This is a genomic window from Wolbachia endosymbiont (group B) of Protocalliphora azurea, assembly GCF_947251865.1.
GTDB lineage: Bacteria > Pseudomonadota > Alphaproteobacteria > Rickettsiales > Anaplasmataceae > Wolbachia.
This window is the reverse complement of sequence record NZ_OX366394.1, coordinates 116949-132927: the sequence shown is the minus strand read 5'-3', so window position 1 is coordinate 132927 and position 15979 is coordinate 116949. Positions and strand designations below refer to the sequence as shown.

Sequence of the window (15979 nt, the reverse complement as noted above, 5' to 3'; positions counted from 1 at the left end):
CACCCTCTAATTTTTCCTTATTGATTCGTAGCAGGTTCTTTGCTATGGTTATGAAAAGAAACCTCATCAGTATACTTTGATAGGTGAGTATTATATATGATAATATTGATAACAAATGATGATGGTTTTGAGAGTGAAGGAATAAGATTACTTAAAGAAATTGCACACAATTTTGCATCGGAAGTATGGATAGTAGCACCAGATACTGATAGGAGTGGAGCTGCAAGGTCTCTTGACTATCCAGTAAAGCAATTTATTAAAATAAGTCAACATAGTGAAAGGGAGTTTAGTGTGTCTGGTACTCCCGCAGATTGTGTCATTATCGCGTTAAATAAAATTATGAATAAAAAACCAGACTTAATATTATCTGGAGTAAATATTGGATCAAATGTCGGCGATGATATTTGTTATTCAGGCACAATCGGTGCTGCAATGGAAGGTGCTGCAAGATCTATACCTTCTATTGCGCTGAGCCAAGTTTATCATGATAAAATAGACTGGAACAATACAAAGATTTTTGCACCAAAGGTTATTGCCAAGCTAATGAAAGTTGGTTGGCCTAAAGATATAGTGATGAGTATAAATTTTCCTGCTACAAAAAAAGTGAAAGGGGTCGAATTTGCTGAACAAGGTGAATATAACATTGATGGTGATTTAACTTTTACTGAAAACTTAAATGGTTCTTTGAGCTTAAATTGGTCTCGGGAACACTCAGGCAGTGGTAGTGTAGATAAAATAAAAGGAGGTTTTATTACTATTACACCGATAAAATTAGATTTTACAGATTATGATATATTAAATGCTATGAAAAATTCTTGTGCAGAGGAATTTTCTTCTATAGCTAACACTCCTATTGCTTCTGATTAGATATTTTCTACGGTTTTATCGCGAGCAATCATTTTTTCTTCACCCGTGTCCATATTTTTAATTTTTAAAGTTTTACTGCTTAGCTCTTCATCACCAAAGATTAATACAACTTTTGCATTTGCTTGATTTGCTTTTTTCATTCGGGTTTTTAGAGTTCCACTATATTCGTAAATCACATATAAACCATTTCTGCGTAATTCACTTGCAAGTGTTAGAGCATGTTCTTCAGCTTCTCCACCGATTGGAATTATATAAATAGGCCTCTCTTTTTTTTCAGCATAGTTGATTAATTCCATTATACGCTCAATCCCCCCTGCAAATCCTATTGCTGGAGTGTGTTTTCCACCTACTGAAGATACTAGATTATCGTATCTTCCACCGGCAAAAACTGCTCCTTGTGCACCTAAATCTTCTGTGACAAATTCAAATACTGTGTGACAATAATAGTCTAGACCTCGAACTAATTTGCTATTTACAGTGTAAGGTATGCCAAGAGCTTGCAGTCCATTTAACACCTGGTCAAAGAAATATGAAGATTCTTTTGTATAATAATCACTGATTTTTGGTGCGTCAGAGATTATTTCTTTATCTGTCTTATCCTTAGAGTCTAATATTCTGAGTGGGTTTTTAATCAATCTATTTTGACTATCTTCTGATAGGTCATTTTGAAACTTTTTTAAATACGATATCAAAGCTTCTCTATACTGAGTTATTGTTTCACTATCACCCAGAGAGTTGATTTCCAGCTTTACATTTTTATTGATGCCAAATTCAGTTAGTAAGTGCTGAGCGAGTGATATCAATTCAATATCAGCTTTTGGATCTTCTATGCCAAAAACCTCAAAATTTATCTGATGAAATTGCCTTTGTCTTCCCTTTTGCGGTCTTTCATAGCGAAATGCAGGCCCTATTGAAAATAATTTTATCGGCGCTTGTAGTTTTTTTTCAATGAGTAACCTAACAATAGCTGCAGTGAACTCAGGACGCAGAGTTATGCTCTTTCCCCCTTTATCAATAAAAGTATACATCTCTTTAGTGATAATATCTGAGCTATCACCTAAAGTCTTTGTAAAGACTTCTGTGTATTCAAATATCGGAGTTTGAACAGGTAAAAAGCCGTATAAACTTGAGATTCTGCTTGCTGTTTGCTCTATGTGTTTAAACTTGTACCATTCATCAAACAGGAGATCTTTTGTTCCTCTAACTGTTTGATTAGTCATAGCATAGTCTCTATACCTGAAACTTCTGGTATGTGATAGCTTAGCATATTCTGCACTCCTTGTTTTAAGGTAATTGCAGCACTTGGGCACCCAGAGCAAGCTCCTTGCAGTTCAACGTAAACTATTCCGTCTTTATAGCCACGGAACTTGATATCACCACCATCTTGAGCAACTGCAGGTTTAATATAACTTTCCATCAATTCTTTTATTCTATTTACAATTTCTATATCATTTTCATTAAAGAATTCTTCCTCTAGCATTTTATTATCACTTACTCCTTCTTTATCAAATGCTTTTCCACCAGAAGTAAAGTGATCCATAATTGTAGTTAAAATTTCCACCTTTACTATATCCCAATTCATTCTATCTGATTTTGTTACCGAAATAAAATCATGACCAAAAAATACTCTTACAACATGTTCTATTTGAAAAAGATTTACTGCTAGTTTGGAGTTCTTTATTTCATCTGCATTTGAAAAATCAGCTGTTTCTCCTTCGCTCAGAATTTCAAAACCAGGAAGAAATTTCAGCGTGTTTGGGTTTGGTGTTTCTTCAATCTGGATAAACATGTTATTTACCATGACAATTATAATTGTTACTATTTAATCATAAAATGATAAAAAAATATACATGTCATTCATCTTCTTCCTTTTTTTGATATTCACAATAATCACGTTTGTTTTACCTAGCGTTGTTGTATTTTTTCTCTTTTTGGCAAAGAGAAATAACATAAGTTTTATGATGCACTCTATATTAAGTAAGTTTTTGAACGAATTTAACAGCAGTAAAAGTTACACCAAAAATTACACTGGTGATAATATGTCCAAAGATGAAGCATTAAAAATACTGGGGCTGAATTCCGAGGCAAGCCAAAATGAAATCAATAAGGCATACCAAAATTTAATGAAACTGGTCCATCCAGACAAGGGAGGCTCGGAATATTTTGCACAAAAGTTAAACGCAGCACGTGATAGGTTGATGAAGACCTAATTTTAACTATTGTTTTCTCTGTAAATTTTGCTTGTACATATTAAGTTGCATGATATAAAACCGGAAACATTATTCTTTAGGAGGTATTTGATGAAAAAACTTGAGAGATTGAGAAAGAATTTATTTGCGGCTATAGATGAGCTTAATATTAATAAAGTTAAAAGATATGTTAAAAAGGCAAGATATATAAATAAAGAAAAAGAGATTATTAATGGTAAAAAAGATGGTATGGCACCTATACATCTTGCTGTTTATAGAGGTAGCTTAGAGATAGTGCGGTTTTTGCTTAAAAATAATGCTAATATTAATGCTGTTAGTGATGGATGTCTTGTTCCTTACTCGTACGTTACTGCCATGAATAGAAAAGCAGAAATAAAAGAAATGATATATCATTGTACTAGTAGTACCACTTCCCAAGTAATGCAAGGTTTTACAGCTTTACACTTAGCCTTTTTTTATTGTCGATTAGATATCGCGAATCTTCTGCTCAATAATAACACTATTAATATTAAAAATGCAAATGGCAAAACGGCATTTGAGGTTATCCCTGGTTATGAAAGTCTTTGCAGTGATGGCTGTGACATAGAAAAAATATTCTTAGCTGTGTTAAGATTTCATAAAAATAATTGTACAGAACTATTACTTTCTGCTAGAATAAATACTAAATTAGAGTTAGAAGCTGGTGATACTCCAGATGCAGCAAGTAGTATAGCAAACCCTTTCTCAACCTCCACCAGGGCAAATACTAAGATAGGATTGGAAGCTGGTGATACTCCAAATCCTGCACCAAGCAGTGCAGTAAAACCTTTTTCTTTTATTAATAGTATATTTAGTTGGGTAACCACTGCCACACTCAATGGCTTATTCAGCAGTGCTCCTACTTTACTTCCTGCACAGCAATTTGTTGATCACTTAGCTGGTAGCCCAATTGGTTCTTCACAAGTTGATTTTAATGCAACAGCTCTACTAGTTGATGTAGTGGTCAAAAAGTTCACAGGGAAAAAGTATTCAAGACTACTGGACAATCCACCTCTGACAAAACTTGATATTATAGAAAAAAAAACTCGAGACGGCAATTAGTAGTTGTGAAAAACTTTATCAATGTCCTGAAAGTTCATTAAGCAATTTAACGATATCTAAAAGTATGCATCAAAAGTCCCTTCAAATCAGTTAAAATAAGCTCTCTAATTCGAGTGCTTATTTACAAAACTTATCCCTTATTTCCTCTTCTAAAGCAGATTGCTTATTATCAAGTAATAAAAATTATGAATTAGGGGCTTAAAATATTTTGCAAAAAAGTTACGTGATAGATTGCTGAAGACCTAATTTTTAACTATTGAAATTTTTCTCTGTAAATTTTGCTTGTATATATCAAATTGTGTGATACAAAATCGGGAACGTTGTCTTTTAGGAGATATTTGATGCAAGGGATGCAAAAACGGATAAAAACTGAGAACTTTGTAAATGAGTTATTTATTGCCATAAAAGAGCATAGTCTTCTAAAAGCTAACATATGTATCAGAAGTGCAGTGTACATGAACCTAAGAAAGCAGATTTTTATTGGTGAAAAATACGGTATGAAACCTATAAGTTTTGCTGTGAAAGAAAATAGCTTAAAGATATTGAGGTTTTTGGTTAATAACGGCGCCAATGTTAATGCTGCTAGTAGTGAAAGCTTGAGAGTTGCATTGCACGTTGCTGCTGAATATGGCAGAGAAGATGCAGGACAGCTTCTACTTAGTCGTTATGCTAAGATCAATTTGCAAGATATAACGGGTAAGGTGCCTTTGCACTTAGCGTCTTTCCATTGCCAAGTGGCAATGGTGGAACTTCTTATCAAGCATGATGCTAATATTTATATAAGAGATGCGGGTGGTAGAATACCACTAGATGTTGTTGGAGATGATCCAAAATCTATATGTACTAGTAATACAAGGCAAAAAATAATATCTACATTAAAATGTGCTGATAAAGAAGTTAATTGTCAGACATTAGCTTCTAGAGCAAATCCTAAGGTAATAGAAGCTAGGAATTACTTTAGCTATCATGATAATAGTACAAATGCGTTAAGCAGCGCAGTAAAACCTTCTTCTTTTATTAATAGTATGTTTAGTTATGTGAGAACTTCAATTACTGCTGTACTCAGTAGCCTATTTCAAAGTACCCCTGCTTTACCTCCTGCACAGCAATCTATTGCACATTCAACTGGAAGCTCAATTGGTTCTTCACAAGTTGATTGTAATGGAATAATTCTGCTAACTGCTGTAGCAATAAGTAAGTTCACAGGGAAAAGATATTCAATGCCACTGGATGATTCACTTTTAACGATAAGACAGGTTAAAGAAAGAAAACTTAATTCTCTAGAAAGAGATGTCAAGATGGCACTTAGCAAGTGTGACAAGCTTCATCAGCATCCTGAAAGCTCACTGAGCAACTTCACAATATCTAAAGGCGTGCATCATCAAAAGCACCTCTAAATCAGTTAAACTAAGCACTCTAATTCGAGTGCTTATTTACAAAACTTATCCCTTATTTCCTTTTCTAAAGCAGATTGCTTCTTATTAAGAGCAAAAAAATTTGAATAATGAAGCTCAGCATATTTTGTACAAAAGTTAACGTGGTAGGTTGCTGAAGACCTAATTTTTAACTATTGAAATTTTTCTCTGTAAATTTTGCTTGCACATATTAAGTTGCATGATATAAACCCGGGAGATTCTCTTTTAGGAGGTATTTGATGGAAAAACAAAAAATAATTGAGATTTTAGGAAGAAAATTAGTTTCTGCTATAAGCAGAGGTGATTTTCAGAAAGTTAAAGAATGTATTAAAGAGATAGAGTATGAACAAATAAAAAATGAAGTTTTGAATTATGAAAGATACTATATGAAACCTATACATCATGCTACTCTCTTGGGTAATTTAAAGATATTAGAGTTTTTATGTAACAGCGGTGCTGATGTTAATACTACTATTAGTAATCGATATTTGAGTACTCCCTTGCACATTGCTGCTAGACATGATAAACTAGAAATAGCAAAGTTTTTACTTGATCGTGATGCTAACATCAATGCTACAAATTATAAAGGCTTTACACCTCTGTACTTAGCATCTGACCACTGTCATTTAAATATGGTAAAACTCCTACTCTGCAAGGGTGCTGATGCTAGTATTCAAAGTCAGTATGGCAAAACAGCATTAGATGTTGTTGGAAATGCTAGAAAAGATGAATGTAGTAGTAGTGAAATTCAAAAAATAGAATCTGTATTGAGCAGTTCTACTGAAGCTGACTGTGAAGCAAAATTAACTTCTATAAAAGCAGGTATTAAAGACGCTAACGACAGCACAGATTTTGTAAGTAGTGCAGCGAGTCTTCAATTATCCCCTACCAAAGCAATTAAGATAGAATTGGAAGTTAGTAATACCAAAAACTTGGCAAGTAGCACAGTGAACTCTTCCTCCACTCCTACCAGAGCAGATTTTAAAGAAGCTAGCAGCATCACAAGCGGTGCAGTAAAACCTTCTTCTTCTATTAATAGTATATTTAGTTGGGTAACCACTGCCACACTCAATGGCTTATTCAGCAGTGCTCCTACTTTACTTCCTGCACAGCAATCTGTTGACCACTTAGATCGTAGCCCAATTAGTTCTTCACAAGTTGATTGTAATGGAATAATTCTACTAACTGCTGCAGCAATGAGTAAGTTCACAGGAAAAAAATATTCAAGGACACTGGACAATTCACTTCTCACAATAGAAGAAATTAGAGAAAGAAAGCTTAACACTATAGAAAAAAACTTCGAGACAGCACTTAGTAAGTTTAAAAAACTTTATCAATGTCCTGAAAGTTCATTAAGCAATTTAACGATATCTAAAGGTATACATCAAAAGTCCCTTTTAATCAGTTAAAATAAGCACTCAAGCTTGAGTGCTTATTTTCGTATAATCCTCTTTAAGTTAAAGCTCTTATATGTTGAGAATAAGCTGCTAAGCAATTTAAGCAAACTAAGGAGGCTTATGGTGTTTTGTACAAAAACTAAATGTAGCACGTGATCAAATAACAATCTCTTACGTTGTAAATTTTTTTTAATTTTACATATAAATTTCACTAGCATATTCCCAAATTATGTGGTATAAGGGCAAAAATTTTATCCTTTAGGAGGGTTATGGTTACAAAAACAGAAGTTGAAAAATGGAGAGATGGGTTACGTTCTGCAGTAAAGGAACGTGATTTTCAAAAAGCTGAGGAGTATATTAGAGAAGGAAAGACACATACTACTAATGTTATTAACTCTAAAGATAGAAATGGTAACTCACCTTTATCGATTGCTGTTAGTAAACAAGATTTAGAAATGATGAGGTTTTTAATTGAGAATGGTGCAGATGTTAATATTGAGGACTTTTTTCGTGTGCCTCCTATATACTATGCTGTTACAAAGGGCACCAAAAAAATGATAGAGCTTCTAATCGATAAAAAGGCTAGCATTAGTGGTTATTTTTCATATGCTGGTGAAAAACGTACTCTTATAGGCTGGGCTATAGATAAAAATAGTTCGGAAAAAGTAGAGGTCCTACTTAAACATGGTGCTAGTCCAGATGGCAAATTTGATTTTAATGATTCTTCACAAGATTCGTGTCTACATATTGCCATTCAGAAAGATTACCAAAAAATAGTAGAGCTTCTTATTGAATATCATGCTGACGTCAATGTTCAAAACAGACGGGGGCACACACCTATATATTTGGCTATTAGTTTAAAACGTCCAAAAATAATGAAGCTGTTATACGATAGTGGTGCTGATATTGATAATGTTAAGGATATAAGGAACGAGACACCATCAGATTATGTTAAGTTATTTTATCCCGGTAAAACGATAAAAGAGATTGTTGCAGAAGCAGAGAGTGCCAATGTAAACCCAGGTGATACTACTCTTGCACCAAGTAGTGCAGTAAGACCTTCTTCTTTTATTAATAGTGTATTTAGTTGGATGGGAACTTCAACAACTGCTGCACTCAGTAGCTTATTTCAGAGTGCCCCTGCTTTACCTCCTGCACAGCAATCTATTGCACATTCAACTGGAAGCTCAATTGGTTCTTCACAAGTTGATTGTAATGGAGCAATTCTGCTAACTGCTATAGCAATCAGTAAATTCACAGGGGAAAGATATTCAATGCCACTGGATAATTCGCTTTTGACATTGGAGCAAATTAAAGAAAGAAAGGTTAGTGCTATAGAAAGAAATGTCAAGATGGCACTTAGTAATTGTGAAAAACTTTATCAATGTCCTCGAAGTTCATTAAGCAATTCAACAATATCTAAAGGTGTATGTCATCAAAAGTCCCTTTAAAACAAGCACTCAAATTTGAGTGCTTGTTTTTGTGAAATCTACTCTTTAAACTTAAACTTTTTATTGTTTATTAGCGTTAAATTGTTACAATACAATGAGTTAAGATGACAAAGTTTTAAGTTATGGAAGATGATAGCAAAAAAGAAATAATAGAAGAAAAAGGTATATTAGGTTGGATAGAGTACAGACTGCCTATATTTTCTTTTCTAAAACATACTGCTTCTTATCAAGTACCAAAAAATTTAAATTATGCTTGGAATTTTGGTTCTTTAGCTGGTATAGCGCTGATTTTACAAATAATAACAGGTATATTTCTTGCCATGCACTACACTCCGCATGTTGATCATGCATTTAATAGTGTGGAGCGTATAATGCGTGACGTAAGTTATGGATGGCTGATACGTTATACTCATGCTGTTGGGGCGTCGCTCTTCTTTATGGTGGTCTATGTTCATATCATGCGTGGATTATATTACGGATCTTATAAGAGACCGCGAGAAATGGTATGGTTTATTGGCATATTTATATTTTTTGCAATGATGGCAACTGCCTTTATGGGATATGTTCTTCCATGGGGACAAATGAGTTTTTGGGGTGCAACAGTTATAACTAATTTATTCTCGGCTATACCTTTAATTGGTGATAAAATAGTTATATGGCTATGGGGAGGCTTCTCTGTTGATAATCCAACGCTTAATCGTTTTTTTGCGCTGCATTATCTTATGCCTTTCATTATTATCGCTTTAGCTATGTTGCATGTTGTTGCTCTGCATAGGTTTGGCTCTAATAATCCAAGTGGAATAGAAGTCAGGTCAGATAAGGATACCATTCCTTTTTATCCTTACTATATAGCAAAGGACTGCATAACTTTTGGTTTATTTTTTATAATTTTATTTGCATTTGTTTTTTATGCCCCTAATTATCTTGGGCATCCTGATAATTATATAGAGGCTGATCCTATGGTAACTCCAGTACATATAGTGCCAGAGTGGTATTTCTTACCTTTTTATGCGATGCTGCGTTCAATTCCAAATAAACTTATTGGTGTACTTACCATGTTTGGATCTATTTTAGTGTGGTTTCTTTTGCCTTGGCTTGATAAATCAAAGGTTAAAAGTGGTTCCTACCGTCCATTATTTAAGAAATTTTTTTGGGTTTTTGCAATAAATTTTGCATTTCTTGCCTGGCTTGGGGGACAAGAAGTTAAGGAGCCTTACATTACTTTAAGTAGGCTTTCAACTCTTTATTATTTTTCATATTTTGTGATAATTTTACCTTTACTTAGTAAGTATGAGAAACCAAAAAAATTACCAAAAACAATAAGCGATTCCGTGCCGGAGATGAAGTGATGCTATTGGTTAAAGTTGCTGTGTTTTGTGTATTATTTTTCGCTAATTCTCTATCTGCAGAGGAGTTTAAACCTTTACCAAATAAGAAAATTGACTGGAGTTTTAATGGAATTACCGGATCTTTCGATAGAGAGTCAATTCAGCGTGGCTATAAAGTATACAAGGAAGTCTGTGCTGCTTGCCATTCAATGAATAGAATAGCGTTTCGTAATTTGCAAGATGTTGGTTTTTCTGAAGAGGACGTAAAACAAATTGCAGCCTCTTATCAAGTGAAAGATGGTCCAAATGATTTGGGTGAAATGTTTGATAGGCCGGGAGTGTCTTCGGATTATTTTATTGCACCTTTTGATACAAAAGAAGCAGCTGCAGCAAGTAATAATGGTGCAATTCCACCAGACTTATCACTCATTGTCAAAGCAAGGCACGATGGTGCAAACTACGTCTATTCACTTTTGATAGGCTATCAAAACGGCGAGCAGGATGAGAATGGTTTATATTTTAATCCATATTTTTCAACAGGTAGGTTAGCTATGGCCCCACCTCTTTCTGAAGGAATGGTAGAATATGATGGTACAAGGCAAGCCACAGTTGAAAATATGGCATATGATGTGGTAAATTTCTTACAATGGGCAGCAGAGCCAGAACTGGAGCGCCGACATAAACTTGGGCTAAAAATAGTGACATATTTTATAATTTTGACGGTGTTTTTTGTATTAACCAACAACAGGATTTGGAGCAGGCTCTATAAAAAGAAAAAATAGAGTTTTTTATGTTCATTCTTTCATACCTTATTTACACTAGCAAATGTATTGTATAGTAATAAATACATTATGAAAATATAAAGGTATGGAATTTCAAATAGTTACACATTTTCAGCCAGCTGGAGATCAACCACAGGCAATAGACAACTTAGTTGCAGGGTTAAATAGTAATAAAAGAGATCAGGTTTTACTTGGAGTAACTGGCTCTGGAAAAACTTTTACTATGGCAAATGTTATTGCAAGAACAAACAGGCCTGCGTTAATTATGGCACATAATAAAACTTTAGCGGCGCAGCTTTACGAGGAGATGAGAGGATTTTTTCCTCACAATGCTGTTGGATACTTCATTTCTTATTATGATTATTATCAGCCTGAGGCTTATTCACCACAAACAGACACTTATATTGAAAAAGACTCTTTAATAAATGAAAGAATTGATATGCTACGCTATTCTGCTATATGCTCTCTTTTGGAGCGTAGGGACACGATTGTAGTTGCGAGTGTTTCTTGTATATATGGTCTTGGTTCGCCTGAGAGCTATCTCAGCATGACCTTGACTTTAAGTGCTGGAGATAAGATTCATGTTAATGACTTTCTGAATAATTTAGTTAATCTCCAATATAAACGTTCTGATGTCAGATTTGAGCGAGGATATTTCAGAGTGCGCGGCGATATTATTGATATATTTCCTGCCTATTATGAAAATAAAGCTTGGCGTTTATCATTGTTTGGTGATGAAATAGAGGAAATTTCTGAGATTGATGCCATGAACGGCAATATTATCAGATGCATAGATACAGTCACCATTTTTCCAAATAGCTATTACACTACATCACGTGAGACTCTTTTGCAAGCAGTTCAATTGATTAAAAAAGAACTACATGAACGCCTGGATTATTACTATTCACAGAACAAAATTGTTGAAGCAAAACGCCTTGAGCAGCGTACTAATTTTGATATTGAAATGATGATGGCAACGGGAGTGTGTAAAGGTATTGAAAATTATTCGCGTTATCTTTACGGAATGAAAGCCGGAGATCCACCGCCTACATTGTTTGAGTATTTACCTAAAGATGTAATTTTATTTGTTGATGAAAGCCATGTAACCGTTCCCCAGATAGGTGCAATGTATAGCGGTAATGAAGCACGTAAAAAGAAATTGATAGATTATGGTTTTAGGCTACCTTCTGCTTTTGATAACCGTCCATTAAAATTGGAAGAGTGGGAGGCAATACGGCCACAGACTATTTACGTTTCGGCTACTCCAGGAAAATATGAATTAGAAAAGACTAATCACGCATTTATAGAGCAAGTTATCCGCCCAACAGGACTGACAGATCCCATCTGCACCATAAAACCAACAGAGAGTCAGGTTGATGATGTGATTCACGAGGCGCAAGTAACAATAAAAAAAGGATTTTGTATTCTAATTACCACATTGACAAAAAAAATGGCTGAAAAGCTAGCTGAGCATATGAGTGAGCTCAGTATGAAAGTAACTTACCTACATTCAGATATTGGTGCACTGGAAAGAATTGAAATTATATGCAAATTAAGATCTAAAGAAATAGATGTTCTTGTTGGCGTTAACTTGTTGCGGGAAGGTCTTGATATTCCCGAGTGTGGATTGGTTGCAATTTTAGATGCTGACAAAGAAGGGTTTTTACGATCAGAGACTTCGCTCATTCAAACGATAGGTCGTGCTGCACGAAATGTTGAAGGCAGAGTAATTTTATATGCAGACAAAATTACTAATTCTATGGATCGTGCACTGAAAGAAACTGAAAGGAGAAGAAAGAAACAGACAGAGCATAATACACTGCATAATATTGTACCAAAAACTATAATAAAGCCTATATCAAATACTTTACAGGAAAAAGTGGTAGTTGAGAATTTTAGCAAGGATGATCTAAATAGTTTGAAAAAGCAAATGTTGAAGCATGCTGAAAATTTAGAGTTTGAAGAGGCGGCGAAAATAAAAGGTATTATTGAAAAATTTAATAACAGACCCGTTACATAACTAGAAAAAAAGATAAATAATTAATAGTTAAGCTGACTTTGATTTACCAAGGATTTGAAAAACTATTATCTAAGAACATATCTTGAAAGGACTTAAGTGGTTAAATATTAAAGAGTTCTTGAAGTAAGGAGAGCACACTCATACGTCAAGCAAACAACGTTTACCTAAAATTCTGTGACATTAGCAGCTTCCTTGGCCCGGTTTCAGTAAACAGTGATTTTGTAATTCTTCTATATATTAGAAAAATTTTTATTTTAATTAGCCATAGGCGCCTATTGTTTTTTAGCTAAAGTAAAGGTCAAGTATCTGGAATTCTGGACATAAAATCCCCCTGTGTAAAAAAGATTAGAAAAAAGTGCAGCGCACATACGACAGAGATTAAGCATATGTGTATGCGCTGAAGAAGATACGCTACATTTTTTACTTAGTTTGATTATTTAATAGAAAAGTCTGCAGACAAAGATAGATTTTGAGCTCTTAAAATATCTCTAATACCAATTCCCACTATGCAAAGAACAGATAGACAATAATGGGAAAGAAGTGATAATAAAGTAGATAAAATAGAGAGGTATAAATGGCATTAAGGTCAAAACTATTAGACGAAAAAGTTGTAAATTTGGCGAAAGAAATGTTAAAAAAGGTCAGAAATAACGCATATGTTTCAAAAAAGTTACAAGCGGTGATAGCAGGAAAAGAAAGTAGTATAAGCGCTGTGGCAAGAATATGTAAAATTTCAAGGACTGCTTTGACTGAATGGATAAAGCATCTAAAATTTGGTAGAGTAGAAAGATTATTTGCCCCGTCTCAGCGGCGAAGAAAAAGCAAATTAAAGAAAAATCAACGTGAGCAAATTGAAATATGGGTAGAAAGAAATCCAAATATTACTATTAAGGAAGTGCAGATAAAAATCTCAGAGGAATTTGGCCTAAACATTAGCAAATCAACAGTGCACCGTGAGATACAAAGGATGAAATTTTCTTATATAACACCGAGGCCAATGCACCATAAACAAGATAAAAACAAGCAAGAAGAGTTTAAAAAATACTTCAATAAAATAGTCAATTCCCACCCTGAAAAAGAGGTGTTTTTTTGATGAATCACGATTTGGAACTCATTCAAAAATCGGACACGGATGGTTTAAAAAAGGGGTCAGAACGCAGGTTAAAATGAAAATTGGTAGACAAAATTTCTATATCTACAGTGCGGTAAATCCAAGAAGTGGTAAGAAAATCAGCCTACTTGCTCCATATGTAAACACTGATTGTATGAATATATTTCTGGAGCAGATGTCGAAAGATTTAGGCACGAAAAAAGCCTTTCTTGTAATGGATTGTGCAAGTTGGCATAGATCAAAAAGTTTGAAATTTCAGGAAAACATTACCATTATATACTTGCCTCCTTATTCACCGGAACTGAATCCTGTTGAGAGGTTGTGGCAATATATCAAATACAATACTTTACGTAACAGAGTCTACGATACCATAGGCTTACTTGCAGATGTTCTGTGTAATTTTATTGTCAGTATTTCCAGCACTACTATTAAACGAGTTTGTAATGTTTCTTATTTGTTCGATTAGTAATGGAATTTGGTATAACTGTGATTATAATCAGATTTAAAATATATGGAAGCAATTTTTTACGTTAATATTTTAAATTAGGCCTCTTGCATAACTATATTAAACTCCCTCATTATATATTTTATTGCATTAATAATTGTTATCGCCCCTTGTGCAACATTTGGCCTTGTCACTTATATCACTTAGATACAACTCACCTTCCTATTTTTTGCATCTTATTCTTTTCTTTTTTCCCTTTCAAGACAGGTTCTGAGTGGCAAAACATAGGTCCACTTTAATGTGTATTAAACAAGATTTTATAACTCTAATTGTCTTTGCTTGTGCTGTTCAACTGTGACATCAACCATTACATTCAATGGAAGATGATCTGAAGGGTATCTCTCTTGTTGGAATTATATCATCTTTACCCAGGCCTTTCACCCTACGCTGTATACTCCTTTATAACAGGGGATAAAAAGCAAAAATCTATTCTTTTTTTGAGATCATATACAGATTCTAACAATTAAAATCTCACAACAAATTTGTTGTTTCATAGCTTTTATATAATCTATAATTGCAACTGTTTTAACATTAATCAGAGACTAAAAGAGGCTTGTTATTAATGGATTACTTATAAAATCTTATGGAAAGTAGAGCTTGGTTCATTTGGCTGATCAGCAACTTAATTGTTATATTCAGCAATATGCAGATAATCTACACCTTTATAAGTGTGAATCTTGAAAAAGAACTTGGGCTCACGATTGCGCAAGTTGCACTAGCTAATTCAGCATATACTTGGACTTTTGCTATCTCACAATTTTTTAGTGGGGCAATGTTTAATGTTTTTTCCAGCAAAAAAATTTATTTTTTCTCGTTGTCAATCATGCTCTTTGGTTTTTTTGTCCTTATCAAGAGTGACAATTTTGCCCATTTAATTTTATCTCAATTTTTGATCGCAATTGGAGCATCGTTTGGTTTTGTTGGCGCTGCTCATGTAAGTAGCACATATTTTCCCCTTACTCAATTTGGACTGATGTTCTCACTAGTGCAGACAATTTCAAGTCTTTCTGCTTTGATGATTCAAATGTGCTTCTCTAGCTTGCTTGCCGAAGGTGCAGATTGGAAAAATCTTATTGTATGCGTAATATTATTTGGCGTATCAATATTCGTACTTATGTTTTTTTATCCGAAAGGACTTTCAAAAAAAAATTTGGGGGAATACACAATAAAGAGCTCTATAAAAACAGTAATATGTTCTGTACTAACAGTGCTAAAATTAAGAGATATCTGGATAACCTCAATAGTGGGTGCTATTACTTTTGGAACATTTTTAGCGCTTAATATGCTGTGGGCACCAAGGTTACTAAGCAACTTAGAACTCAATACAATGGAGTTAGGTGTGGCAACTGCAATATTGTGGCTTGGTCTTGCAGTTGGTGCTCCAATTGCAGATCTAATCTCAAATCTATTTAAAAATAGAAGGCACGTAATCTCTGCTTTTGCCACATTGCAAAGTATTTCAGCTATTATTTTACTATGCGGTAATTTAACAGTTCATATTATATACTTTTGTATGTTAATGTTTGGTTTTTTTGCAGGAGGACATATGCTTAATTTTACTGTTGGTAGTGAGATTGTTGAGCAGAAGTATATTAGCACATCATCATCCATTATCAATGGATTTATGTTTGTTATGAGTGGAATTTTAGTGTCAATTTTAGCACTTTTTTCAGATCATCAAATGGCGCTTTTCACAATATTTGCAATGTTAACATTTGCTAGTATTTTTAATTATGCTACAAAAGAAACATACTATAAAAATAAAGTAGCTGAATCTTGAGTCGATTGTTATATTATATTAACATACTGTAAT

Annotated in this window: 12 protein-coding genes and 1 pseudogene; 11 read left to right on the top strand and 2 right to left on the bottom strand. The window is 34.0% G+C overall.

All coding sequences use genetic code 11. The features are described from left to right. The first annotated feature begins 96 nt into the window (after positions 1-96). Positions 97-867, top strand: a complete 771-nt coding sequence (gene surE / locus OPR35_RS00585) for a 5'/3'-nucleotidase SurE (RefSeq protein ID WP_017532209.1) — start codon at positions 97-99, stop codon at positions 865-867. Here surE and hisS read toward each other — a convergent pair. Both hisS and OPR35_RS00575 read right to left on the bottom strand, forming a co-directional pair. Then, complete coding sequence (gene hisS / locus OPR35_RS00580) at positions 864-2087, bottom strand: histidine--tRNA ligase (protein ID WP_007302144.1); 1224 nt, start codon at positions 2085-2087, stop codon at positions 864-866. The genes surE and hisS overlap by 4 nt on opposite strands. Next, positions 2084-2656, bottom strand: coding sequence for a NifU family protein (locus tag OPR35_RS00575; RefSeq protein ID WP_006015115.1), 573 nt, complete (start codon positions 2654-2656; stop codon positions 2084-2086). The genes hisS and OPR35_RS00575 overlap by 4 nt, the downstream gene beginning before the upstream one ends. A gap of 169 nt (positions 2657-2825) precedes the next feature. On the opposite strand from OPR35_RS00575, the gene OPR35_RS00570 reads away from it, so the two are divergent. From OPR35_RS00570 to OPR35_RS00525, 10 genes and pseudogenes are all read left to right on the top strand, one after another. Further along, entirely contained in the window at positions 2826-3077 is a 252-nt protein-coding gene (locus tag OPR35_RS00570) for a J domain-containing protein (protein WP_230440382.1), read from the top strand. Positions 3078-3167: 90 nt separating this feature from the next. Then, positions 3168-4251: pseudogene (locus OPR35_RS00565) on the top strand (ankyrin repeat domain-containing protein). Between the two features lie 247 nt (positions 4252-4498). Further along, a complete protein-coding gene (locus OPR35_RS00560) occupies positions 4499-5554 on the top strand; it encodes an ankyrin repeat domain-containing protein (protein WP_007302147.1) in 1056 nt (351 codons plus the stop codon). 257 nt (positions 5555-5811) lie between these two features. Further along, the gene (locus OPR35_RS00555) at positions 5812-6981 is read left to right on the top strand and encodes an ankyrin repeat domain-containing protein (protein WP_214303204.1); all 1170 of its coding nucleotides are present in this window, start codon (positions 5812-5814) and stop codon (positions 6979-6981) included. A 257-nt stretch (positions 6982-7238) separates the two neighbouring features. Continuing rightward, positions 7239-8420 (top strand): ankyrin repeat domain-containing protein, encoded by a 1182-nt coding sequence (locus tag OPR35_RS00550; protein ID WP_213863805.1) that lies wholly within the window; start codon positions 7239-7241, stop codon positions 8418-8420. Positions 8421-8542: 122 nt separating this feature from the next. Beyond that, complete coding sequence (locus OPR35_RS00545) at positions 8543-9769, top strand: cytochrome b (protein ID WP_010402967.1); 1227 nt, start codon at positions 8543-8545, stop codon at positions 9767-9769. Further along, positions 9769-10530 carry a cytochrome c1 gene (locus OPR35_RS00540; RefSeq protein ID WP_265024873.1) on the top strand — a complete coding sequence of 254 codons (762 nt, stop codon included), beginning with the start codon at positions 9769-9771 and terminating at the stop codon, positions 10528-10530. The genes OPR35_RS00545 and OPR35_RS00540 overlap by 1 nt, the downstream gene beginning before the upstream one ends. 85 nt (positions 10531-10615) lie before the next feature. After that, a complete protein-coding gene (gene uvrB, locus OPR35_RS00535) occupies positions 10616-12550 on the top strand; it encodes an excinuclease ABC subunit UvrB (protein ID WP_265024872.1) in 1935 nt (644 codons plus the stop codon). A gap of 574 nt (positions 12551-13124) precedes the next feature. Beyond that, a protein-coding gene (locus OPR35_RS00530) for an IS630 family transposase (RefSeq protein ID WP_230608967.1) occupies positions 13125-14127 on the top strand; the annotation gives its coding sequence in 2 pieces (ribosomal slippage) (positions 13125-13634 and positions 13636-14127; 1002 coding nt in all). Between the two features lie 622 nt (positions 14128-14749). Continuing rightward, positions 14750-15946 carry an MFS transporter gene (locus tag OPR35_RS00525; protein WP_052264710.1) on the top strand — a complete coding sequence of 399 codons (1197 nt, stop codon included), beginning with the start codon at positions 14750-14752 and terminating at the stop codon, positions 15944-15946. Positions 15947-15979: the final 33 nt, after the last annotated feature.

Coding starts and splice junctions, on each gene's coding strand:
- surE (WP_017532209.1), top strand. CDS start 97: ATGATAATATTGATAACAAATGATGATGGTTTTGAGAGTGAAGGAATA.
- hisS (WP_007302144.1), bottom strand. CDS start 2,087: ATGACTAATCAAACAGTTAGAGGAACAAAAGATCTCCTGTTTGATGAA.
- OPR35_RS00575 (WP_006015115.1), bottom strand. CDS start 2,656: ATGTTTATCCAGATTGAAGAAACACCAAACCCAAACACGCTGAAATTT.
- OPR35_RS00570 (WP_230440382.1), top strand. CDS start 2,826: ATGATGCACTCTATATTAAGTAAGTTTTTGAACGAATTTAACAGCAGT.
- OPR35_RS00560 (WP_007302147.1), top strand. CDS start 4,499: ATGCAAGGGATGCAAAAACGGATAAAAACTGAGAACTTTGTAAATGAG.
- OPR35_RS00555 (WP_214303204.1), top strand. CDS start 5,812: ATGGAAAAACAAAAAATAATTGAGATTTTAGGAAGAAAATTAGTTTCT.
- OPR35_RS00550 (WP_213863805.1), top strand. CDS start 7,239: ATGGTTACAAAAACAGAAGTTGAAAAATGGAGAGATGGGTTACGTTCT.
- OPR35_RS00545 (WP_010402967.1), top strand. CDS start 8,543: ATGGAAGATGATAGCAAAAAAGAAATAATAGAAGAAAAAGGTATATTA.
- OPR35_RS00540 (WP_265024873.1), top strand. CDS start 9,769: ATGCTATTGGTTAAAGTTGCTGTGTTTTGTGTATTATTTTTCGCTAAT.
- uvrB (WP_265024872.1), top strand. CDS start 10,616: ATGGAATTTCAAATAGTTACACATTTTCAGCCAGCTGGAGATCAACCA.
- OPR35_RS00525 (WP_052264710.1), top strand. CDS start 14,750: ATGGAAAGTAGAGCTTGGTTCATTTGGCTGATCAGCAACTTAATTGTT.